Raw genomic sequence first — 21,268 nt, 5'->3', positions numbered from 1 at the left:
CATCGAAGTTTGATCACCCGTAGGTTCGTTCCATCGAAGATTGAGCGATACAGGTGCAGGGGACAGAGCGGTGGACGAAGACCAGTGGCTGCTGCGTCATGGCCTGCATCCGGATGGCTGCAGCCTTGACGAGGTACGGGTGCTTCTGGGTGAGCAGACCCGGCTCGAACGCGAAGGTCAGGGGCACGGCGACACACTTCTGATGAAGCTCTGCTGCGTCCAGTTGTTCCACGCCGCTGTTCCCAACGACGTCCTCCTGGTCTGGAACGCCAAAACGGCCAGCTGGGACGCCGACCGTTCAATCGACATCCAGCTCCTGTGCGGTGGCGGGCTGGAATGGACCAAGGCGTACCTTGCGGCGCAATCGACGCAGGAGGGCCAAGCGGCATTGGCACGTCTGCTGTACTGCGACGAAGCGGGGGACTTCGACGGCTTCTCGCCGGCTGAGCAGTCTGCCGCGTACGCCATGTACTACTCGTGATCCACGGCCCGCTGAGCCGAACGACCTTCGCAGACAAACAGTCAAGAATGAGTGGCGTGGGACATCTGGCCTCGAATGGCGTCTCGAACGGGGTCGCTCACCTGGGGATTCTCCGGACGTGAGGGCGGCCTTCGTCTGATCATGTGCTCCGACCAAGGTGCACGTGATCAAGACGAAGGCCGTGAGGGTGAGTCTGCTGCCTGATGCTGTGCGGAGGGAAGCGTTCGCGGAGGCGTCACGCTTCCGGGGCGAGTTCCACGAGTGTCTGACCGCCCGGCGCGATGAGTTGCTCGAGCTGGTGGACGCGGTGCTGTGTGCGGACGGTGCGGTGAAGTCACCGGTGGACCTGACGCTGCTGCCCGAGCATCGTCGTGGGCACGGAGCGATGTACGGCGGCCTGAACCACGGCCGGATCGACACCGAACGGTTGCGGACCGCGCTGGCCGGGCTGCCACTGCCGCGTTTCGACGGCGGACGCCTGGTCCTTGCCGTCGATGTGTCGCCGTGGCTTCGGTCGGACGCGCCGTGCTCGGCGGAGCGACTGTTCTGCCACGTCTACGGCCGCGCGAAGAGCGCCTCGCAGTTCATTCCGGGCTGACCCTACTCCTTCGTCGCCGTGCTGGAGCCGGGCGCCACGTCATGGACAGCGATCCTGGACGCGGTCCGGCTCGGCCCGGTCGACGACGCGACCGCGACCACTGCCGCCCAGCTCCGGGGAGTCGTTGAACGGCTCATCACCGCGGGCCAGTGGAAACCCGGCGATCCGGCCATCGTGATCGTCAACGATGCCGGCTACGACGTCACCCGCCTGGCCTGGGTCCTGCGTGACCTGCCGGTCGATCTGGTCGGCCGCGTCCGCTCCGACCGCGTGATGCGCCTGCCGAAACCACCGCGGACGCACGGCGTCAACGGCCGGCTTCCCAAGCACGGCCCGGAGTTCCACTTCACCAAGCCGGAGACCTGGCCCGAACCCGCGATCACCACCGCCACCGACACCAGCAATTACGGCAAGGCCGAGACCCGGGCATGGGACCGGGTCCACCCCCGGCTCACCCACCGCGCGGCCTGGCTCGACCACGAAGGCGAACTGCCCTTGGTCGAGGGAACGCTGGTCCGGCTGAAGGTCGAGCATCTGTCGAAGGACCGGGACGCGCCACCGGTGTGGCTGTGGTCCTCAAAAACCGGCGCCACCCCGGACGACGTCGACCGATGCTGGCAGGTCTACCTGCGCAGATTCGACCTTGAGCACACATTCAGGTTCGCAAAACAGACCCTCGGCTGGACCACCCCGAAACTCCGCACCCCTGAGGCCGCGGACCGCTGGACCTGGATTCTGATCGTCGCCACGGCCGGCCCGGGCCGTGGTCGGCCGGGGTCGGCACCCGCAGCGCCCTCTTCAGCCGGGGCACCATCGTGAAGCGGCGGGTGTGGTAAACGGAGGCGACCGCCCCGCCCCGCGAGCGGCACGGCGAGCCGGGCTGCGCGTCATACTTCGCACACGCGTGCTGTTCGACGTCGTCGGCATCCGACCGGTCGACTGGGGAAGGGCGTTGAGGGCCTGTCATGGGCCCGGATTTTCGCACAATGCAAGTCTCAGAAGGGGGTCCGTTGCGCTTTTACGTGAGAACGGGTTCTGAGAACTGATCCGGGTTCCGGAGGATTCTCCCCGCCTTTGAATGATCTTGCTCGGACAAAGGACCGTTTGTGCGAGTCCCTGGCCGCCTATAGTGATCATTCGTTCGAAGGGTGAGGGGGAGCATGATCGACGTCGACGGGTATCTGGCCGTGCTGGGGGTGGCCCGACCGACAGCTCCGACCGCCGAGGCGTTGTGGGCGCTGCACCGTGCGCAGGTGGAACGGGTCGCGTACGAGACCCTCGACAACCAGCTCGAACGCCCGACGGGCATCAGCGCCGAGGAATCCGTGGCCCGGATCTCCTGCGCGGGCGCGGCGGCTACTGCTTCCACCTCAACGGGGCCTTCGCCGCGCTGCTGACGGCCCTCGGCTACGACGTGCCCCTGCACCGGGCCGGGGTGCAGGACGAGGTCGAGGACCCCGCGGGCCCAGGCGGTGACCATCTCGCACTCACCGTGGGGCTCGACGGCGAGCGGTGGCTGGTCGACACTGGCCTCGCCGGCGGCATGCACGAGCCGCTGCCGCTGCGCGAAGGCACTTACGCCCAGGGGCCGTTCACCTATGCCATGGCCCCGTCGGCGGTGGTTCCCGGCGGCTGGCGGTTCACCCACGATCCCCGGGGCGCCTTCACGGCGATGGTCTTCGCGCCCGAGCCCGTGGAGCAGTCCTCCTTCGCCGCGGAGCACCACCGGCTGTCTTCTTCCCCCGAGTCCGGATTCGTCAGGGTTCTCCAGGTCCAGCTCCGCGACGCCAAGGACGTGGACATGCTGCGCGGCTGCGTGCTGCGCAGGATCGACGCCGAGGGCACGCACGAGCGGATCATCGACACGGCCGCCGAGTGGTACGACGCACTGGCCGATGTGTTCCATCTGAACCTGGCCGATGTCGACGCCTCCGCGCGGGCCTGGCTGTGGCACCGCGTCCGCGCCGAACACCGGGAGTGGGAGGCTGCGAGCCAGCGTGTAACCACGCTCTGACGGCAGGTGCGGGACGAGCGGGACAAACTCGCCGTCTCCGACTGAGCATCACGCATCTGGACTGGGAGCCATCTGGGAGGGAACCCGCTCCCATAGCCCCTTCGGGACCGCTTGAGAGCGCCGTGAGTCAGCGCACTGACCAGGGAAAACGCTCTCCGCGCTGGCCGGATCAGCCGCCGAACCTCATTCGGGGCGAAGCGGTCATGGGTTCGAATACCGCCACCCCGACAGGAGAAGAACGTTCATGCTGCTTGGCCTGTTCTACCCGCCGCGGAAGACCGTCGACTCCGTGCAGGACGGACTCATCGCCACCTGACACGGCGGGGCCGCCGACACCGGCTGGAAGACTCATGACGATCTTGGGCTTCAGCCCTGCGAGTTCGGTTTCCAGTCCTGGACGAGGAGCCCGAGGAGTACCTCGTCCAGGAACTCGCCCAGCACCCACGCCGAGGAGCGCAGTACGCCCTCGCGGATGAAGCCGTTGCGTTCGGCGGAGCGCAGCATGGCGTGGTTGTCCGCCAGTGTCTCGATCTGCAGCCGCTGCAGGCCGCGGACCACGAAACCGTAGTAGCAGAGCGTCGCGACCACGTCCGTGCCGTAGCCCTTGCCGCGTGCCGCCGGCAGCAGCCCGAGTCCGATGTGGGCGGACCGGTTGTGGTCGTCGATGCCCCACAGCGTCGCGGTGCCAGCCAGGGCGCCTCCTTCCAGCTCCACCACGGAGAACGCGACGCTGCCTTGCGCCGTGTCGTCCACCACGAGCCGGGGGTCCTTCGAACCGGGTGAGATCGGCCGCCACGGCCCGGCCTCGGCCCGCGCGGAGTTGACCACGTCGTCGTAGAGCTCGGACCGCAGATTGGGTATGTCGTCCTCGTGCCGGGCCCTCAGCCCGATCTTGCTGCCCTTTAGCATGCGGGCTTCCTATCCGACTTGGCTCGCCTACGGCAAACGAATATATGGACGGCCCGAGTTGACGCGGTGGCGGCAGCAGCAGTCGTTGGGCGAGACGCCCGAAAACCGGTGGCACGGCCCCGTTGCGCGTCATTACCGTGCTGTCGGACCAAGTCGTCGAGGCAAGGAAGAGCCCTTGTACACCCTGTGAGACCTCCCAAGCGCTGATTCGTCGCGCGTCGCGCACTGCGCGCCGTGCTCCTTCTTGCTGCGGACTTTCTCACTGAAGCCGGTGTACTTCTTTGCTCACCAACTGGGTGGTCACACCCACCTGCCTGCCCATCGTTCTCCGCCGTTGCCACACGTGCGCTTCCGGACGCTTCCGGACAAGCGGCAAGTTCCGTGTCAACGCCAACCACAAGCTCATCGACGCCTGGCTCCTCGCGCTCTGTTCCGACTGTGGGGACACCACGAAGATCACGGTCCTGGAGCGCATGAACGTCCGCTCCGTACGGCCTGATCTGCTGGAGCGGATGCACGACAACGACCCGGGTCTGGCAGCAGAGTTGCTGCAGGATCCGGTCGTGCGGCGCCGTAACCGCATCGCCCTCGACTGGGACGGAGCCTGGCGTCTCGACACGGGCAGACCGGATCAATTGGACCACGAGGTGATCGATGTCTCGGTCCGCTTCGCGGCGCGGATTCCTGTCCGGCCGGTGCGGCTGATCGCCGAAGGGTTTGGTCTGTCACGGACCGAGGTCGTGAGGCTGATCACGGAGGGCGCACTCGTCTCGGCCGTACGGCTGAGCGGCAAACGCTCCGGCGACTTCACCTTCCTGCTCAAGCGCTGAGCCCGGTCGGGGCCAGGGCCTGTTCGGCGGGACCCGCCGGACAGGCCCTGGCCCCCGCCTCACAGCAGACCGTCCCGCCGCACAGACGAGTGCCGCCCATGCGCCGGCAGGCAACGAGGGCTGCCTCCCAGCGGTCCGTGAGGCCAACCAGAAGGCGTCTGCACACCCGGGGTCACATGGGCATACAGCGCGGAGACGCTTGGGGTGGTTGAGGACGCTGGACACCGTGCCGGTGGCTACGTCGGCGCGACGAGCGACGTCGGCGAGCTTCGCGCGCCGTGACCGGTGCGTTGCGGCTCCTTGGCCCCGGAACACGTAGGTCTTCCCATGGCACGAGCACCACGGCGCCGAACTCCTCGTCGCGCCCGGCCAGGAGTGCGGCACGGCTCGACGATCAGAAGGGCGCGCCAAGAGGATCGGTGATGACCTTCTCGGGTCCCCGGTCCCCGGTCCCCGGTCACGGGATCGACCGGCTCGTATTCCGCGCCGTCTGCGGCGGGCTGTCGGGTTGGACGCGTTCAGACCCCCGTCGATGGCGTGCTCGAGGATCAGATGCAGGGTCGAGCGCCAGGTTTTCACGCTGGGCGCCGCGTACAAGGACCGCTCTGCCTTCTCCCAGCGCTCGACGTCCGAGCGGAGTATCCCCAGGAGCCCCACCTGACCGCGCGGATGGGCTCCCGCCTCGCCCCGGCGACCTGGTGGTGGACACGGGCGCTCACACCGTCTACTTCACGGTACTGGCCTCCCGGCTCGTCGGGCCCGCCGGCCGCGTCGTCGCCATCGAGCCGTTCCCTGTCGTCCACCAGGCGCTGACGGCAATCCTCGCGGCCAACGGGCGCGGCAACGGGCGCGGGACAGCCTTTGTCAAGACCACGTGCGGCGGCTGACACCAACAGGCACGAACAGCAGTGAGGCCAGGTCGGCAAGGGCGTGAAACGCCGGACACCCCGCTGGGGCGGGCGGACCGCGAAGTGAGCGCCTGCGGCACCCCATCTGCTTGCCTCACCCAACACAGCACAGCGTCGCCCACCAGCACCCCAACGCCACCCGAGAGGCCCACCACCACTGGCAGGTCCCCACACAGGGCGCTGATGGAGGGGCTATGGCAGTTCCTCCAGCGCTTCCCGTACCGCGGTCATCACGGCGTCCCCCTCCGCGCCTAGCGTTCGTGCATGTGTGACGAACCGTCGAGCGAGTTCCGTCAGCCTCGTGGGGTCGGGATCCGGGGCGCGCGAAGGAAGCGGAGCCACACGGGTCCCCGCGCCCCGGCGTGTATGGATGAGGGACGCCGCCTCCAGTTCGCGGTAGGCCCGTGCAACCGTTCCGGCCGCCAGGCCCAGGTCGGCCGCCAGTTGGCGCACCGTCGGCAGACGTTCGCGCTCCAGGAGGCGACCCGTGGTGATCAGGGCGGCGAGTTGGGCCCGAATCTGTTCGTACGGCGGGACGGGGCTGGAGGTGTCGACGCGGATGGCGGGGCTGTTCACCGGCGTACCCGGGCCTTGGGCGAGATCACAGTGAACAGGCACCACGCCACGGTAACGAGGGCAGCCAGGGCCGTGGGCCACAGCACCCAGGTGACGAGCCGGCCGACCGCGCCGTCACAGGTCATATCCATCAGGGCGCCGGAGGCCGTGGAGGCGGCACCAAGAAGAGGTGCCGAGACCAGCAGGCCCCACGCGGCAACGACGGCCAGCGCGCGGTCGCGACGGGTTTTCTCGTCGCCGGGGCGGCGGGCGATCTTGGTCAGGGACCACAGACAGCCGACCGTGGAGACGGCGAAGGAGGCGAGGACGGGCAGACCGTAGAAGAGGCCGGGCCAGGGGCCGGTGCTGGCGGTCCTTCCGTCCGGGCAGGTGACGGTCAGAATACGGCCCGCGCGGCCCATGTCGTCAGGCGAGGCCAACACGGCTGCCACGGCCAAGAGGACGACGAGCACGCCGGCCTGGCCGAGAAGCAGCAACGTCATGCGCGGAGGCACGTAGTCGCGCACCCGGCGCGGGGTCAGTCCCGCCGTGCGGACATCACCTCGAGGGCGGGCTGTGAGCGCGTCCCCCGCCAGCACTCCGGCAACCGCGCACAGCCCGAAGACCGGGATGGCGTAGAGGATTCCGACGTCCTCGCCGGCGTCCAAGCCGTGCCCGACCGCCCGGGCGGCGACGGCCCCGATGAGCAGACCGGCCCAGCGCAGGTATCGGTCGGCTGCCGATGCGGTCGACTCTGCGTCGAATGCGAGCATGACGAACTCCCCCGGAATTGGCGTGCATACAACGTGCCTTGCCGCTGCTTGTATCAAGTGGCTAGTACAAGATGGCGCCCGCCGCCCCTTGTGTCAAGCAGTTGATACAAGGTGCACGGGCGCCCTCCGGATCACGGGCAGCCGGTGGCCGCTCGGCGAGATCTTCATGGAGGCAGTGCGCACTTCGGGCAGCAGACCGAGCCGAACGGGAAGACTTCCTCGGCCACTTCGAACGCCACCTGCGCCCGTTCCTACGGCACCGCCTGCATTCACGAACACGCCTGCGTCCGCTGTTCCCTCCTTCGCCCCGACCCCGCCCTGCGCGACCGCCTCATGGAAATCCGGGACAACCTCGTCGACCGCATCACCGAAGCAGAGAATGAAGGCTGGCTCGGCAAGATCGAAGGACTTCAAGTCAGCCTCGCGGGCGCGCAGAATAGGCTCGCCCAGCTCGACCAGCACCTTCATCAACGAACAATCGTCGGTCTCGGCATGCCCACGATCAAGAGCAGAGATTAGTGAATACCGGGTCAGATTGCGGCGAACCACCAGCGGACCTCGGACTCGTATCACCCGTCAGCGACGAGCAGTCTGTGCCACCAGTGACCGCATCCGCCGAGCAGAAGCGCTCGCGGCGCCGTTCGTCCGCAACCGCGAGTACCGCGATCAGCAGCCGGAACGCCTGACGGCGTTCGTCGACAGGGTTGAGGGCGGCAATCTTCCCCAGTTGCTGGTCGATCGGGCCGCGGGTGATCAGAACGGCGGGCGATGCGTCGGGCGCAGCCCGGCTCGGCGGATGCTTACCGGTCCGCCTTCGGCGACGGCGCGGGCCTGGACGCAGTGATGGCGCAGGAACATGAGCACTTCGCTTTGCTCTTTCGGATCGAGTGCGTCGAACCACTCGATGCCCCGTGACATCGGCCGCAACCCCTGGGCGAGTTTGTTGAGAGTGACGTCCCGCTCCGTCATGGCTGCCTCCTGTCGGGCAGGCGGCGCTCCGCCGCAGTGATCAGGATCCCAAGCAGCACCGCCAGATCGGCAGCGCCCTCGGCGTCGTCGGCCCATCGGGGGACTTGCAGCGGGTGAACCTGATCCAGTGGGGTGGCTTCGCGGGCAAGGACGAAGGCCAACACCAGCATGGCTGCACGGGCGTTGCCGTCCTCGAACGGATGGAAGAACAGAACGTCGAGGTAGGTCCGGGCGGCGCGAGAAGGGAGAGACAGGTCGGGCTGAACGCTCTCGGACAGGCAGCGCTCGAACCGCACCCGGGTATCGGGTGCCAGGACGTAGCGCTCCCGTCCACCCTTCGCGAAGTCCGGCGCCGTGCGGAAGTCAGCGGAAGCTCGGTTCAGGACTGTCCGCTGCCAGCTCGCCATGAGGGCGAAGGTCAGCCACTTGCCCTGTTTCGCGTCGGCGAGTGTCGGGTCGAGAGCGGTCAGGATGCGCTCGGTCTCCTCGGCGTCGCGGCTGCCGCGTATGGCGAAGAAGTCCCGGAAACCGTCGTACGCCGGTGATTGCGCATAGGGGTACGTGCTGTTCCGGTACGGCCAGGAGATCTGTGTGCGGATACGCAGCCAGTCGGTGAGGGAGTCCTGCCGGTAGCTGGGCCCGGACGTCATCGGGCTCCGTCCACGGTCCGGGCGAACCGTGAACTCACGGTGTCGACAACGACCGTTTCCGGTGCGATCCAGCTGCCGAACCGGCCACCGACCGCGCTCTCCACGATCTCCCGGGCTCGTTCTTCGTCGATTCCGTTGTAAGCCAAGAACCACCCGAGGACCTGCTTGCAGTGCGCGTACCAGCCGCTCTCGGCCCGCGTCCGGTCCGCCACCACGGTCACCAGACGCGTGCACGCCCGTTCCCAATGCCAAGGATCCACAGAGGATGAGGGCCCGGCCGGCTGCGGCGGTGCCAAGGAGGAGAAGCGATCCGCCAGATCCTCGATCCAGTCACGCCACTCCAGCAGGGCCGCGACGGCCAACGGGGCGGTCGCGTCCGCAGTCGTCACGGTATCGGCGGCACAGCACCATGCATCGACGACCCCGCCATCAATGTCACCTTCGCCAACCGACCAGTTCCAGCCGCAGGCCCACCGGCCGAACCGGTCCACCAGGAACTCAGTGAGGGGGTCCAACGAGCGCCACCAGTACTCTTCGATGGCCTCAGGGCTGGGCAGCAAGGGGGTGACAAGACCGGCCAAGGCCTTCGCCGCATCCTCGTCCAACTCGAACGGATGCTGCAATGGATCTACTTCTGCCCAGGTCAGGGTGCGTGCCCACAGTTCGCTCACCACGCCACTGTGCCGTGCGCAGCCATACGAACTCCAACCCATTACCGAACTGCGGCGCCTCGACATCGCGAAGTGATCTTCGACCAGGGCGAACAGCTGTGAGAGCAGTTGAGTGTGGAGTATCAGTCGTTGTCGTTGTAGAAGGTGATGCCGCGCCAGTCTGTGACGCACGAGCGGCTCAGGAAGATCCAGCCGATCGCGCTGTCGCGGACGACGATCGCGGGGTTGGACCCGTTCGTCGTGAAGCGATACATCACGGTGGAACCCGGATTGCCCGCCACGTCGCGCAGTGAACCGTCGCTGTATGCGCTGGTCGTGTAGTAGTTGTAGTACGCCGTGCAGGCCGGGTTGACCGTGATTGCGGTGCCGTCCGTGGCCGCGTGCGCGGCTGCGTTGAAGTTGTATCCGATCGTCCGGCGGTGCGAGATGTTGTCCTTGGTCGCGTCGCTGCACGACTCCGCGACGGACGCGGTCGGGCTGGAACCGAGGGCGCCGGGCGGGATCCAGCCACAGATGTTGTTGCCGCCCCAGCTACGCCCGTAGTGGTAGTTGCTGACGGCGGTCTGGTGGACGTCGAAGGACGAGCCGGCCATGGCGGTGCCGACCCAGTAGCCGCAGACCTTGTTCTGCATCCAGGTGCCGGCCGGGATGGTGCCGGAGTTGTTGCACGCCGCCGGCTTTGGGGAGTTCGGCTGGACGGTGTACCTGTTGACGTTCGCCTGGGAGGAGGTGGGGAGGAGGCCGACGAGCGCGGCCGCCGCGGCGAGCGTGATGGCGGCGCGTGCGCGGGGTCGGAGGGTCGTGCCGATTGTGGTCATCACTGCAACTCCTTCGTTGCGGAGGGATGGTGCGGCGGGAAGCCGCAGCCGCAGGTGGTTACAGCGGGCTCCCTGGGCGCGGCTGACCGAGACGGAGGGTGCGGCTGCCGCCCGGCGTTCGCGGCCGAGCCCTCGGAGAACGGGGTTGACCGTGTGGAATCCGGCGGCGCCGTATGCGTTGTGACTGCGGAGGTAGACGGGCGGGTGGGTGCGCTGGCAAAGGTGACGTAGAAGCTGGCGGACCGTCAGACGAGCACCACTGTTGCGGCGGGATGTGGACCTTGACTGGGGAGTGCTCCAGGGCGACCGTGGCGGTGACGATCGCCCCTACGGCGAGGGTCCGTTCTGAGGCGCTGAACGGCCATCAACTCCTCGACGGAAGGAAGAAGGTTTGCCGCCCGCAGGAGGTGTCCGCGCAGGTGAACCGGCGGACCCGCAGGCGTGGGGTTCTGAGCCCCGGCGTGCCCCCGTCCGCCGGACGGGGGCACTTCTGTCTGCCGGCTCAGCAGCCGCCGCAGTTGTAGTAGAGGACGTCCCAGTGGTTGCCCTCGTCCGCGTAGATGTTGCCGGAGCCGGACTTGTACTGGGGAGCTCCGTCTCCACGGAGCCCTACGTAGCTGAAGGCGTTGTGGATGTAGTTGGTGAGACAGGTGGACTTGCCGTAGTCGAGCTTGTAGCCGTTCCAGTGCGAGTACGTACCGCTGGCGTGGCCGGTCTCGGTGCCGCCGGTGATGTTGAGCGCGCAGCCGGTGGCGCTCTTGAGGGTCTGGGCCCCCTGGGCGGTGGCGAGGTTGAGCTGCTCGAAGGATGTGCAGGTGGGGTTGTTCCGGTCGGAGCAGCCGCCGGAGGACGACCAGGTGATGCCGGACGAGCGGAACATGGACGTCGCCTGTGCGTGCGTGAGCTTGGTGACGGCGTGGGCCTCGGTGGCGCCGCTGCCGAGAACGCCGATACCGGGGGCGAACGCGGCGCCGAGGACGAGGGCGAGCGCGGTCAGGGCCGAGCGCAGTTTCGGGCGGTGCAACATAGGGGGTTTCCTCCTGCTCATGACAACTTTGGCGTGGAGTTGCCGCATGGTGGAGCAGGGAGATAGTGCCCGAGTTCTACGCGCGTCACAAGAGTGCGTCCGGACGAGTTGGCAAAGCTGCTGGGCACGACCGTTAACGCCGAGGTGTGAGACGGAGGTCCGTCGGGAGCAGGGACGTTAAACCGCCTCGCCATCGTGCGATCCTCCGCGCTGTACGGACCAGCATCAACAGCTCGGCCGACCTACGTACATGCCCAACGACCCGAGCAACGACCGCTTCAAGTGACGGTCGGGCGGGGTGCATTGTCAGTTGCCCGTCGCACTCTTTTCGCATGCCCCCAACCACTTCTCCTGCCAGGCCTGTGCGCTCTCCTGCCGCGGTGAACGAGGGCATTCGTGCACTCTGGGAGCGGTCGGGTGCCGTGCTGTCGTCGGAGCCTCGGTCCGGGCGGACGTCGTCGAGGCGGCGTGAGCTGCGTGGTTCCGGTCGATTGCCAGTGCCGCCGTTTACGATCCGGCCGTGGCGAAACCCAGTGACGAACTGATCGAGCTGGCGCGTGCTTCGCTGGCTGCGCAGGAGAAGGCTCTGAGTGAGCCGTACACCGAAGAGCGCTGGGCACCGTGGCGTAGGGCGGCGGAAGCGTTCCAGGCTGCCGTGATCGCCGAGGCCGAGGCGACCGAACAGGGCAGGTACGCATTGGAGATGGCCGCGAAGAGGGCGGTCCTGCATCCGGAGCCGTCGATCGAGGGCTGACGGGCGTTCGCCCGGCTCCCGGGCGCTGTTTCGGGGGCGGGGCGGTTCGGTAGCTGCGCCCCGCCAAAGGCGTGAATCGGCCATCGCCAGCTCCCACGCGTCCTGTCGGGTGCCCGATGTCGTCTCGTCGACGAAGGACACTGTCGCCATGACCGCAGAGCGTAGGCCGGCCCACTGACAGCGGCCCTGCTGCGACCAAGGTGTGGCCGGAGGACTTACGAGAACCCTGTCGGCAGGAGCAGCCCGTGCTCACAGTTGTCGCAGACGATGGCGATGCGCACGTCGGCCGACACTTGTTGACGGATATTCAGTTCAACCGGTGGGCCCTGGCGTTCCCGGATTTGGGTGGGCGCGCGGGCGGCCTGGGCGCGGGGGTCACCGAAGGAGCCCCTGTTCGCGGAGTGCGGCGGACAGGGGCTCTGCGGTGCGCCGGTTCGTGGGAGTGGTCAGCTCTTGGCGTTGAGGACAGGGTAGTAGCCGCTCGAGTGGCCGGTGGCCGTGGGGTGGTACGACTCCCAGCTCGGCGAGGCCACCAGGGCGTGCAGCCAGTCGTCGCCGGAGCACAGTTCGTGTCCGTTGAAGGTGCTGCGCACGTCACCGAAGACGAAGCCGTGGGCGGCGGCCCGGCTGGATATGACGTTGTCGATGACGTCCGCGGCCTCGTCGACCTTGCGGTGCTTGGTGTCGGACAGGCCGACGCAGAAGACGTTGAGCGTGTACATGCGCGGGTAACCGAGCACGACGACCTTGGCGTTGGGCGCCTTGGCGCGGATCGCGTTGTAGACGGCGTCCAGGCGGGCGGGGAGCGTGTTCTGGGCGTAGGCCTCGGCCTGGTTGACCCGGTTGACGCAGTCGGAGTCCGAGCCGGCCACACAGGTGGTCATGACGTCGGAGAATCCCGCGTCATTGCCGCCGATGGTGAGGGAGACCAGCCCGGTGGTCGAGTTCAGAGGGCCGAGCTGGTTGTTGGTCACGTCCGTGGTCACCGCACCCGAGCAGGAGGTGTCGGCGAACGAGGACGGGGCGTGGGCGTTCTTCCACAGGTACGGGTACGCGCTGAAGCTGCGGTGACAGCCGCCGCTCGCGCTGTCGTAGTTACCCGCGCCGTTGCCGGACGAGTAGGAGTCCCCCAGCGCTACGTACGCCGGGCCGGCAGCATGCGCCGGACCGGTCAGCAACAGGCTGAACACCATCGCAAGGATCAGCGTGGCGAGGGCTGATAACGACTTGGTCGGTCTCACGGAACCTCCCTGACAGGAAAGCTTGCTACCACTTGGTAGCAAGCGATCGGAGCCGTGGGAAGTGTTCATGTCAAAAAGTTTTCTGACTGGACCCGATGCCGGTGATCTTTTTTCCGACGGATTGGTCGACGACCGTGCCGTGTGTGGTCGGGGTTCGACCGGGGCGAACAACGCGGCTTGATAACGGACTTGACACCGACGAGTCCGATGCGGTTCGCATCGCCTCGATGCCGGATCCCGGCACGGTCGGACAGGGCGTCAGGTGGTGAGCAGGACCTCGCGTCGTACGAGACCGTCGCAATCAGCAGCCAGGAGGCCGGGCCGAGCGCCAGAGTCAGGCCGCCGCGGAGGGGGGTGGCCGCGTTCGCCACCTTCCTGGAGCGCTTCAACAGCGACATCGATCGTCCCGAAGGACGTACCCGGCCGCGCCCCTGAACGCCCTCGGCCCCACGTCCCGCAGCCGAGCGCGGCGTCGCCGCGACCACGCGCTTCCGGAAAGCCGCTGACTGTTGCCGGTGATTGGGACGGGACAGCCACTTCCGCGGTAACGGAATGCTGGGTCCGCGATCAGCGTGCGCAGGAAGAGCGCGGCCCAGCTCCTCGGACCACTACCTCATGCCGGGCCATTCATCCAATCGGCCAGCCGGGTCCACCAACCATCCCTCGGTCGGTCTGACGAACTCCCTGGGCGCCGGGGAATGCGCGTGGCTCGTGAGGGCTCGCCCGACCCGACCGACACCGGTTCCGATCGAGCCGTGGCCTCTGGTGGCCAACTGCGCGCGCGCCTGCTCTTCGCCGACTCACACGTGCACCGCTGAGGCGTTGGCACACCGGTGAGTACTTGCTCGACATGCCTCCCGCACCCCTCATAGGTCGCCTTCAGGCACGTCGGACAGACAGCGCGTTGGCACATGATTCCCCTCCATTAGCGTCTTCATTTAGATCTGCAATATTCACGCCCTCGCCACGACCAACTCCAATATTCGCATCCTCTCCACAAACGACTGCCTCGTGCCGGCTGAGGCCACGACCATGAGCTCGAATTACGATCGTAGCGATCTCGCTGTCGGCCGCGAATATCCGGACATGAGAGATTGGCGAGCACGTGGCACATATCTCACTAACTGATGTCAAGTGATCTGGTTGAAAACTCGCTTAGGTTGCTCGGGACACCGAAACAATGGTTGCATCACCCCTGAACGCGGTGACGGGCAGTCACAGTGCGGTGCTGTGCCTGCATTCCTCGACGCTTTGAGATCGTCGACCGGGCGCGGCAAGGACAAGAACCGAGAACGGCAACCGCGCTCCCCAAACGGGCGGTGTGCGCCGGTCAGGAGGGAGCAACATGGCTTGCTCGCACGCCGCAGGATGTCCCCTTTTCCCCCTACTCAGGGCGAGCTTACAGGGCTGGCGCGACTACTACTGCGACAGCGAGGATCAGTGGCGCGACTGTGCGCGTTACCAGCTGTCACTCACCGGCGAGCGCGTGCCCATCACTCTGCTGCCCAACGGACACCACGCGCTCCACCTCAGAGCCGAGGCCGACGCGAGCCGGTCCGGCGCGGCCAACTCAAGGCAGACACCCCGGCAGGCCCCGCCGTCGCAACCCGATTCCTGGTCACCGGAGACCGCTTCTGGGTCCCAACCGGCCCCGACTCGACCGCCAGAGCCGTATGGACCTGGAACCGCAGCGCCGGAGAGCACAGCCCACTGGGAAACGGCACCGTTTGAAACAGCACCCCCGCCGCCACCGACCCGGCGTCACCAGACGTCACCACATGGACAGTTTGCCCAGCCAGCAGATCACCCCGTTCGATACAGACGGCAGGCGCCCAGCTCGAAGCGCGGCTGGTGGGCGCGGCTCGTCGATTGGATGAGAGGCCCCGCATGAGTACCTACTGGCCCTGGTGGGCGGGCGCTATCGGGCTCGCTCTCATCACCATCGCCTACACCCTCGCCACCGATCGATCTTTCGGGGTGTCGTCGGCGTGGGATCGCGTGTTGCACTGGCGCAGCGAACGCCACCTCGAGCGGCTGGAGGAGGAGTTCACCGACGAGCAGGCTCTCGTCGACGCGCTCGCCGCAGCCACGGCTGAGCACTTCGGAACCGGCCCGGGCGCGCCCACCCCGCAGCAGGTTCCCTATGGGGAGACACAGCCGCGCCCGGACGTCGAGGCGACGGGGGGTGAGAGCCCCCCGGTGACGAGCCTGCGTCAGGTCCCGGTCGTCACCCAGGCTGCCTTGCTGGTGTCGACTTTCCTCGGCGGATGCATCGCCGCGGTCACCTCCGGGCGGTTCCAGCTCCGCTTCGACATGGGACCGGGTTTTCGGAACCTAGTCACCGCCAATCCGACCGCCATGATCGCTCTGTTGTTCGTGGGAGGCGTGCTGGTCGGCTTTGGCACCCGGCTGGCCGGCGGGTGCAGCTCCGGTCACGGACTTAACGGCTGCGGCCGTCTACGCCCGGTCAGCATCGTCGCGACCGCCGTGTTCTTCGGCACCGCCGTCGGGGTGTCGTTCCTCTTGTGGAAGGTGATCTGATGCGCACCCGGGGCGCGATTCTGCTGGCCAACACCATCACCGGACTGGCCCTCGGTTATACCGTCACCAACATCGGCTTCGGCGATTACGCTGAGCTGAACCGCATGTTCACCTTCCAGGACCTGCGCATGTTCCTCTCCTTCGCCGGCGCCGTCGCAATCATCGTGTGCGTGTTCGCTCTGCTGCGGGTCCGCCGCACCCCGGGGCGCATCCACGCCGGCGTGATCCCCGGCGCGGTGTTGTTCGGTACGGGCTGGGCGATCTCAGGTGGGTGCCCGGCAATCCCGATCATCCAGGTCGCTAGCGGTTACCTGCCCGCCCTGGTCACGATCGCCGGCGTCGTCGTCGGTATCCGGCTGTGCCGCTGGGCCAACGCCCGTTACTTCCACCTCGACCGCGGCTCCTGCGGGCTGTAGCCAAGGGTGTCCACCGACACGACTAACCAAGCAAGGCTCCTGCTGAGCTTCCTCATGCCGCTGGTCCTACTCCGGGCGCCCAGGTGCGCTACGTGGACGCGAAGTAGCTTGTCATCCCGCACACTTGGCCCGTGGTCGTGAGCGAGGCGGAGGCCTCGTCTGCCGCAGCTGGTCGATGGTGCGCCAGACCTCATCCATGCCACTGCGGCCGAGCCGCACCTCCAGCTGGTATTGGTCCGCTATGAGCGTGCCCGCGCTCAACGCGGTCCTCCGTCTCAGCTCTCCGTCGCTGTACTCAAGATGACGCGGGCAGAGGCTGAGGCGCCTCTGCTCACGTCTGCCGCGGATGCACAGCACGGGGGGACCGCGCGCCCACGGGGTACTGCGTGGCGGACAGTCCGCCTGTTACACCGTGTGGGAGAGCCCGCGCCGGCTGTGCTGTGCGCCACCTGCTCGGGTGCGGATCCTCACCGCCGTCGGTGCCCGCAGCCCTGGCGTGGGTCCCTGCCACCCCACCCACCATGAAGGCTCGGGCGCCAAGCCTCGGTGGGGCGCCCGGACCGCTTCATGCACGTGCAGGAGCAGGCAGCACGGGGGTGACCAGTCTGCCCCTGCACGCTGGGGCCCGCGTGCCTCCCCCTAGAGGGCGGGCCCCTAGACCCTCATGATCGGGCCCACTTCCTACAGCGCGCCGAGGGGCGGAAGTGTCACCTGAGACCGGGAGTCGACGCCAGATCAACGCCCCTGCGGAGTGGGGCTCTTGATGGCATCGCAACTCGGTCATCGCGGCTACACACCACTTGCAGCGCGCGGGGGAGACGTACCCCGACCGCGTAGCGAATACGGCTCACGCCGGTTCAGGCGGGCCCGCCGCAGGCTCGGCGTCACACAGTTGATGGGCCGGGTTGGGTCGTGCTTCGACAAGCACTTGTCATCACACTGCTCCTCTTCTCCTATCGGGTTTACTTTGAGGTCGTTGTTGCTGGTCGGCGGTGGTCGAGGCGTACGCCTTGCTGGACGCGGGGCGAGTTGGGCCCCGGGTGGGGGTAGAGGCGGGCGTTCTTGTCGTTGTACTTCTCGCCCTCGAGCAGTCCGGCCCGGTGCCACTTCCAGACGGTCGGAACGCTGACGCCGAGGAGGTCGGCGAGTTCGTAGGCGGTCAGCAGACCGCGGTCCCGCAGCCGGTCGAAGCGGCTGGTGAGCTGGTAGTCCTCGCGGATGTCCCGGACCAGGAGGCGGTGGAAGGGCAGGCCCTTGCCGCTGGTCAGGCCGCGCTGGTTGAGGATGTCGGCGATCTCCGCGTCGGTGTGGTCCTCGAGGAGGGTGTCGATGGCTGCGACGACGGGTGTCGGGGTCTGCCACAGTTTCCCGCCGCCGAGGGGGAGGGGCAGGTCCAGGGTGTGGTGGCGGCCGCCGGACAGCCGGACCTGGGCGGTGATCTGTTCGGCCTTGGTGAGGGTGACGTCCGTGATCAGCAGGCGGGCGATGCGTTTGCGTTCCCGCATCGGAGTGCCCTGATCGTGCCAGAGTCGGTGCACGTCGCCGGCGAGGTGGGCCAGTTTCTCCCGCAGCGCCTCGTTGACGGGTTCGGCTTCGATGCGGGCGCGTTCGATGTCCTTGCGGGCGGCGGCGACCTCGCGCAGGGCCGCGTTCCAGTCCGCTTCCAGACTGTCGGCGACGAGACGGTTGTCCGGGTCGACCGCAAGATAGCGGCGTTTGGCCAGGTCGGCGCGGTGCTGGGCGCGTTGGAGATGGGCGGATCGGAGCCGGTCGGCCTCGGCTGCCTGGGCGGCGAGGCGGTCGGTGACCTTCAGGGCGGCTTCGACCGCGAACGGGGTCAGCTCGTCCAACAGCAGGGTGGCGACGGCCTGTTCGATGCCGGGGCCGGGGATGCGCTGGCAGACCTTGCCTCCGTTTTGGATGGCGTGGGTCATGCACCGGTAGTCGGAGACTTCGCGGCCTTGCCGCAGGTGATAGGCGATGGTCATGCGCCGGCCGCAGCGGCCGCAGATCACCAGGCCCTGCAGCAGCGCGGGACCCTCACGCGGTGCGGTCGCGGTCCGCTCCAAGCCGCGGGAGGCGGCCTGCGCGGCGAGTGCGGTCTGGTTCGACTCCCACCGGGCGAAGGCCATATAGCCCTCGTGGTGATCTTGGATGAGGGTGTCCCACTGCTCGCGCGGCAGCAGCCGGATGTGGGTCCTGCCGTCCGGACTGCGCTCGACTTTGCGTCGTCCGTAACAGAACGCCCCTGCATAGAGCGGGTTGTGCAGGACGTTGAGGACCTGCCAGTGCTTGAGCGGGCCCCAGACCAGCTCGCCCTTGCGCGGGCCGGTGCGGATACGGGAGGGGAAAGTGAGACGGCCGGCGGCGAAGGCCTTGACGACCTGGCGGGCCGAGCCGGTGGCCGCGAAGAGGTCCACAACGTGCTCGACGACGGCCCGCACCGAGGCGTCTGGGTCCTTGACGATCCGGTCGGCATAGTCGTGGACATAGCCGACCGGCAGGCCCTGCTTGAGCTCGCCGCGGCGGGCCTTGGCCAGCTGCCCGCCCCGCAACCGGGCTGCCAACAGGTGGAGTTCGGCCTCCGACATGGTGCCTTTCATGCCCAGCACGAGCCGGTCGTTGAAAGTGCGCGGATCGTATAGTCCGTCCTCGTCCAGGATCAGCGTCCCGGACAGCGCACAGATCTCCAAAAGCCGGTGCCAGTCGGTGTTGTTCCTGGCCAGGCGGGACACCTCGAGTCCCAGGACGATCCCGGCATGTCCCATGGAGACCTCGGCGACCAGGTGCTGGAAGCCGTCGCGGCCCGCCGTCGAGGCCCCGGAGCGGCCCTGATCGGAGTCGATCACGATGACCTGGGAGTCCTCCCAGCCCAGCGCGACGGCCCGGCCGCGAAGAGCGTACTGCCGCTGGGTGGACTCGCTGTTGTTGACGACCTGCTTGAGCGAGGACTGGCGCACATACAGATACGCGTCCCGCCGCAGATGCTCCGCCGTGACTTTCCCACTCTGCTCGATACTCACCACACCCTCCTCGCCGCGTCGCTCTGGTTATCCGCTGCGGCAGCCCCCGGCCGCCGTCCATGCCATGCGCGCCAGCACCTCCACCAACTCGCCCGCCACCGCGACCGGCGCCGCGACCGGCGCCGACGGCTCGTGCTGAACGACCCGTGATGCAACGGGAATTCGAACGACTGCCTTGATCCAGGCGGCCATGCCGGAACGGGCCAGCACCGCCCAGCCGTGCCGGGATCCCCGGTCGACACCGCCGAGGACCGCGGCCCGCAGGTCCTCATACCTTCCAGCCACCTCGGCCCCACCCACCTCGACTGCCGCCTCGTCAGCAATGGGCTTCCTCCGCAGTGCGTGGCTCGCGCCGCCTGGCCAAGGCTTTCTCCACCGACCGCGGATGAACGGTGATCCCGAACCGTTCCAAGACCGCTTCCGCCAGTTGGGCCGACCGCACCGAGGCATCGCCCGCCCGGAGTTGTCCGATGAACTCCATGACCTCCTCGGTGAGCTTGCGCGGTCCCTTCGGGCCGGGTTTGCCCGGCACCAGCGCGGCCGGCCCGCCTGCGTCCAGCGCGGCGGCGATCACATAGAAGGTCTGCCGGCAGAACCCGAAGGCCGCAGCGGCTTGGGCCACGGGGATCCTGTCCACCCTCACCCGGCGCACCATCTCGTACTTGACCTGCACCACATCGTCCGGGTCCAGGAACGGACAAGCGGCGAAGTCCTCGTCGGTCACGGCTTCGGGCCGCGGATTGAGCGCCCGGAACTCCTTCAGTGCAGCCTTCTTGCCTGCCGGCTGGCTCATCGCGCCTCCCAGTCGATCCCGATGTCCCCAGAATCAGACCGCCCACCACCGGGGCCAAGAGCGCGAAGGCCGAGCAGAGAAGCGGAAGAAGCAGGTCACGGACCATCCCGAGCCTCCGCACGCCCCCAGCGGCACCCGCGAGCGCCCCCAACAGCGGCCTCAATCCCACGACGATCACGGCGTCATCTCCCCGACACCGTTCCGGCCGTCAGACAGCAGCCCGGCCACCAGATCCGCCAACTCGACCAGATCCCCGGTCCGATACGGACAACCACCGCGGGCCGCCGCGAGGAACGCATCCACCAGCGCCATATCGGTCCACTCCAGCGGGAACGAGCACCTGCGGCCCTGACCATCGAGGACCAACACCACATCTCCGCGCCACGAGTTGAGCCGCTCGAGGAACTCGAAAGCCTCACCGCACCGAGGATGAAACGGATGGATCAACCGCACGCATCCATCGCCAACGCGGGGAACGAGCGCATTCGACGGTGAATGCCAACGCGGTCAGTGAGGCGTTCACCAGCATCCTGAAGGTCGAGTACGTCCACCGGCACACCTTCGCCACCCGCACCATCGGCATGCCGAAGATCCGGTCTGCGCGGGCGGCTTTGCGCGCGGTTCGTGCAGCCGCACCCCGGCTCAGAGGCGGCGCACCCAAGCCGCGATGCCATGTCCCACGCCCAGGTAAACCAACGCGGGTAGGCCGTAGTTGAGGAGGACGCGAAGACCCTCGGTGTTCATGGTGAAGATGTCCTGCGACCAGCCAGCCAGCCATTCGGCCATGCCGCGGACAAACTCTACGAAGCCGTTGGACTGGTTGGCGTCCAGCAGGTAGAGCAAGATCCACAGGACGAGGAAGCCGACGGCGATGTCGCCGATCGTCTGGATGACGAGCGCCGTGCGGTCCCGGCTTTCGCCTTCCCGGCGCTGACGGCGCGGGGTCGGGTTCGAGTAATCGTAGTCCCCCTGTCCGCCCGGATGGCTACCTTGATAGCCAGGGTAATTTCTGTGGCTGAGGTTGCTTCCGTAGGGATCACGTGCTGGCTGTGTGCCTATGGGTTCATGGGGATGATTGTTCACGCCACCTACGTACCTGACATGCGACGTAAATACAAGCCACGAGAATTCGGCCTCCATTGCAGTGGATTCGCCCGTCACCAGGCCGTTGACCCTTCTGGATCGCGTATTGGATCCGGGAAATTCACATTGGTTCCGAGACATCGATTCAGATTCATCACCCTACGTTCACGAATCCGCTGCCGTGCCTGCTACTCGCAAGGGACCACGAAAACGG

The 21,268-nt window shown here is 67.4% G+C and carries 22 protein-coding genes and 3 pseudogenes; 9 read left to right on the top strand and 16 right to left on the bottom strand.

Features of this window, described 5'->3' with window-relative positions:
* The first annotated feature begins 70 nt into the window (after positions 1 to 70).
* From OHA03_RS42425 to OHA03_RS42410, 4 genes and pseudogenes are all read left to right on the top strand, one after another.
* A complete protein-coding gene (locus OHA03_RS42425; protein WP_267009264.1) occupies positions 71 to 481 on the top strand; it encodes a hypothetical protein in 411 nt (136 codons plus the stop codon).
* A 187-nt stretch (positions 482 to 668) separates the two neighbouring features.
* Positions 669 to 1,826, top strand: a pseudogene (locus tag OHA03_RS42420) (NF041680 family putative transposase); the annotation flags it as partial.
* A gap of 413 nt (positions 1,827 to 2,239) precedes the next feature.
* On the top strand, positions 2,240 to 2,476 hold the full coding sequence (locus OHA03_RS42415) for a hypothetical protein (protein WP_267009700.1): 237 nt from the start codon (positions 2,240 to 2,242) through the stop codon (positions 2,474 to 2,476).
* The gene (locus OHA03_RS42410; protein WP_267009662.1) at positions 2,401 to 3,093 is read left to right on the top strand and encodes an arylamine N-acetyltransferase; all 693 of its coding nucleotides are present in this window, start codon (positions 2,401 to 2,403) and stop codon (positions 3,091 to 3,093) included. Before OHA03_RS42415 ends, OHA03_RS42410 begins: the two co-directional genes overlap by 76 nt.
* A 366-nt stretch (positions 3,094 to 3,459) precedes the next feature.
* On the opposite strand, the gene OHA03_RS42405 is transcribed toward OHA03_RS42410, so the two are convergent.
* Positions 3,460 to 4,002 (bottom strand): GNAT family N-acetyltransferase, encoded by a 543-nt coding sequence (locus OHA03_RS42405; protein ID WP_267009263.1) that lies wholly within the window; start codon positions 4,000 to 4,002, stop codon positions 3,460 to 3,462.
* A gap of 281 nt (positions 4,003 to 4,283) precedes the next feature.
* Here OHA03_RS42405 and OHA03_RS42400 point away from each other — a divergent pair, with 281 nt between their 5' ends.
* The gene (locus tag OHA03_RS42400; protein WP_267009262.1) at positions 4,284 to 4,832 is read left to right on the top strand and encodes a DUF1062 domain-containing protein; all 549 of its coding nucleotides are present in this window, start codon (positions 4,284 to 4,286) and stop codon (positions 4,830 to 4,832) included.
* A 192-nt stretch (positions 4,833 to 5,024) separates the two neighbouring features.
* Here OHA03_RS42400 and OHA03_RS42395 read toward each other — a convergent pair.
* Positions 5,025 to 5,489 (bottom strand): annotated as a pseudogene (locus tag OHA03_RS42395) (hypothetical protein); the annotation flags it as partial.
* A 41-nt stretch (positions 5,490 to 5,530) separates the two neighbouring features.
* Between OHA03_RS42395 and OHA03_RS42390 the strand changes: the two are divergent.
* Positions 5,531 to 5,719, top strand: a complete 189-nt coding sequence (locus OHA03_RS42390; protein ID WP_267009261.1) for a hypothetical protein — start codon at positions 5,531 to 5,533, stop codon at positions 5,717 to 5,719.
* A gap of 213 nt (positions 5,720 to 5,932) precedes the next feature.
* On the opposite strand, the gene OHA03_RS42385 is transcribed toward OHA03_RS42390, so the two are convergent.
* The 8 genes and pseudogenes from OHA03_RS42385 to OHA03_RS42350 all read right to left on the bottom strand — a co-directional run bounded on the left by OHA03_RS42385 (position 5,933) and on the right by OHA03_RS42350 (position 11,203).
* Positions 5,933 to 6,316: a GntR family transcriptional regulator gene (locus OHA03_RS42385; RefSeq protein ID WP_267009260.1), complete on the bottom strand. Its 384-nt coding sequence runs from the start codon at positions 6,314 to 6,316 to the stop codon at positions 5,933 to 5,935.
* Positions 6,313 to 7,068 carry a hypothetical protein gene (locus OHA03_RS42380; RefSeq protein WP_267009259.1) on the bottom strand — a complete coding sequence of 252 codons (756 nt, stop codon included), beginning with the start codon at positions 7,066 to 7,068 and terminating at the stop codon, positions 6,313 to 6,315. The genes OHA03_RS42385 and OHA03_RS42380 overlap by 4 nt, the downstream gene beginning before the upstream one ends.
* Before the next feature lie 93 nt (positions 7,069 to 7,161).
* A complete protein-coding gene (locus OHA03_RS42375) occupies positions 7,162 to 7,539 on the bottom strand; it encodes a hypothetical protein (RefSeq protein WP_267009258.1) in 378 nt (125 codons plus the stop codon).
* A gap of 31 nt (positions 7,540 to 7,570) precedes the next feature.
* Positions 7,571 to 7,986, bottom strand: a pseudogene (locus OHA03_RS42370) (DUF5958 family protein).
* A gap of 47 nt (positions 7,987 to 8,033) precedes the next feature.
* Positions 8,034 to 8,687: a Fic family protein gene (locus OHA03_RS42365; RefSeq protein ID WP_267009257.1), complete on the bottom strand. Its 654-nt coding sequence runs from the start codon at positions 8,685 to 8,687 to the stop codon at positions 8,034 to 8,036.
* Positions 8,684 to 9,529: a hypothetical protein gene (locus OHA03_RS42360; protein WP_267009256.1), complete on the bottom strand. Its 846-nt coding sequence runs from the start codon at positions 9,527 to 9,529 to the stop codon at positions 8,684 to 8,686. Before OHA03_RS42360 ends, OHA03_RS42365 begins: the two co-directional genes overlap by 4 nt.
* Positions 9,481 to 10,176, bottom strand: coding sequence for a hypothetical protein (locus OHA03_RS42355; RefSeq protein WP_267009255.1), 696 nt, complete (start codon positions 10,174 to 10,176; stop codon positions 9,481 to 9,483). Before OHA03_RS42355 ends, OHA03_RS42360 begins: the two co-directional genes overlap by 49 nt.
* A 502-nt stretch (positions 10,177 to 10,678) precedes the next feature.
* Positions 10,679 to 11,203 carry a hypothetical protein gene (locus tag OHA03_RS42350; RefSeq protein ID WP_267009254.1) on the bottom strand — a complete coding sequence of 175 codons (525 nt, stop codon included), beginning with the start codon at positions 11,201 to 11,203 and terminating at the stop codon, positions 10,679 to 10,681.
* Between the two features lie 520 nt (positions 11,204 to 11,723).
* On the opposite strand from OHA03_RS42350, the gene OHA03_RS42345 reads away from it, so the two are divergent.
* Positions 11,724 to 11,957: a hypothetical protein gene (locus OHA03_RS42345; RefSeq protein WP_267009253.1), complete on the top strand. Its 234-nt coding sequence runs from the start codon at positions 11,724 to 11,726 to the stop codon at positions 11,955 to 11,957.
* Positions 11,958 to 12,403: 446 nt separating this feature from the next.
* On the opposite strand, the gene OHA03_RS42340 is transcribed toward OHA03_RS42345, so the two are convergent.
* A complete protein-coding gene (locus tag OHA03_RS42340; RefSeq protein ID WP_267009252.1) occupies positions 12,404 to 13,150 on the bottom strand; it encodes an SGNH/GDSL hydrolase family protein in 747 nt (248 codons plus the stop codon).
* A 1,935-nt stretch (positions 13,151 to 15,085) separates the two neighbouring features.
* On the opposite strand from OHA03_RS42340, the gene OHA03_RS42335 reads away from it, so the two are divergent.
* Together OHA03_RS42335 and OHA03_RS42330 are read left to right on the top strand one after the other, a co-directional pair.
* Positions 15,086 to 15,739, top strand: coding sequence for a YeeE/YedE family protein (locus OHA03_RS42335; protein ID WP_267009251.1), 654 nt, complete (start codon positions 15,086 to 15,088; stop codon positions 15,737 to 15,739).
* The gene (locus OHA03_RS42330; RefSeq protein WP_267009250.1) at positions 15,739 to 16,155 is read left to right on the top strand and encodes a YeeE/YedE thiosulfate transporter family protein; all 417 of its coding nucleotides are present in this window, start codon (positions 15,739 to 15,741) and stop codon (positions 16,153 to 16,155) included. Before OHA03_RS42335 ends, OHA03_RS42330 begins: the two co-directional genes overlap by 1 nt.
* A gap of 962 nt (positions 16,156 to 17,117) precedes the next feature.
* Here the strand turns inward: OHA03_RS42330 and OHA03_RS42325 are convergent.
* From OHA03_RS42325 to OHA03_RS42305, 5 genes are all read right to left on the bottom strand, one after another.
* A complete protein-coding gene (locus tag OHA03_RS42325; RefSeq protein WP_267009249.1) occupies positions 17,118 to 19,178 on the bottom strand; it encodes a recombinase family protein in 2,061 nt (686 codons plus the stop codon).
* A 27-nt stretch (positions 19,179 to 19,205) separates the two neighbouring features.
* Complete coding sequence (locus tag OHA03_RS42320; RefSeq protein WP_267009248.1) at positions 19,206 to 19,463, bottom strand: hypothetical protein; 258 nt, start codon at positions 19,461 to 19,463, stop codon at positions 19,206 to 19,208.
* Between the two features lie 31 nt (positions 19,464 to 19,494).
* Entirely contained in the window at positions 19,495 to 19,971 is a 477-nt protein-coding gene (locus tag OHA03_RS42315) for a helix-turn-helix domain containing protein (protein WP_267009247.1), read from the bottom strand.
* Between the two features lie 174 nt (positions 19,972 to 20,145).
* The gene (locus tag OHA03_RS42310; RefSeq protein ID WP_267009246.1) at positions 20,146 to 20,424 is read right to left on the bottom strand and encodes a DUF5372 family protein; all 279 of its coding nucleotides are present in this window, start codon (positions 20,422 to 20,424) and stop codon (positions 20,146 to 20,148) included.
* Between the two features lie 189 nt (positions 20,425 to 20,613).
* Entirely contained in the window at positions 20,614 to 21,030 is a 417-nt protein-coding gene (locus OHA03_RS42305; protein ID WP_267009661.1) for a hypothetical protein, read from the bottom strand.
* Positions 21,031 to 21,268 lie beyond the last annotated feature (238 nt).

This window comes from Streptomyces sp. NBC_00154, assembly GCF_026342835.1.
GTDB lineage: Bacteria > Actinomycetota > Actinomycetes > Streptomycetales > Streptomycetaceae > Streptomyces.
This window is presented reverse-complemented; position numbering and strand designations above follow the sequence as displayed.

Bases quoted from the DNA above. Each gene is read 5' to 3' on its own strand.
- OHA03_RS42415 (WP_267009700.1), top strand. From the start codon at position 2,240: ATGATCGACGTCGACGGGTATCTGGCCGTGCTGGGGGTGGCCCGACCG.
- OHA03_RS42405 (WP_267009263.1), bottom strand. From the start codon at position 4,002: ATGCTAAAGGGCAGCAAGATCGGGCTGAGGGCCCGGCACGAGGACGAC.
- OHA03_RS42380 (WP_267009259.1), bottom strand. From the start codon at position 7,068: ATGCTCGCATTCGACGCAGAGTCGACCGCATCGGCAGCCGACCGATAC.
- OHA03_RS42365 (WP_267009257.1), bottom strand. From the start codon at position 8,687: ATGACGTCCGGGCCCAGCTACCGGCAGGACTCCCTCACCGACTGGCTG.
- OHA03_RS42355 (WP_267009255.1), bottom strand. From the start codon at position 10,176: ATGACCACAATCGGCACGACCCTCCGACCCCGCGCACGCGCCGCCATC.
- OHA03_RS42350 (WP_267009254.1), bottom strand. From the start codon at position 11,203: ATGTTGCACCGCCCGAAACTGCGCTCGGCCCTGACCGCGCTCGCCCTC.
- OHA03_RS42340 (WP_267009252.1), bottom strand. From the start codon at position 13,150: ATGGTGTTCAGCCTGTTGCTGACCGGTCCGGCGCATGCTGCCGGCCCG.
- OHA03_RS42335 (WP_267009251.1), top strand. From the start codon at position 15,086: ATGAGTACCTACTGGCCCTGGTGGGCGGGCGCTATCGGGCTCGCTCTC.
- OHA03_RS42330 (WP_267009250.1), top strand. From the start codon at position 15,739: ATGCGCACCCGGGGCGCGATTCTGCTGGCCAACACCATCACCGGACTG.
- OHA03_RS42315 (WP_267009247.1), bottom strand. From the start codon at position 19,971: ATGAGCCAGCCGGCAGGCAAGAAGGCTGCACTGAAGGAGTTCCGGGCG.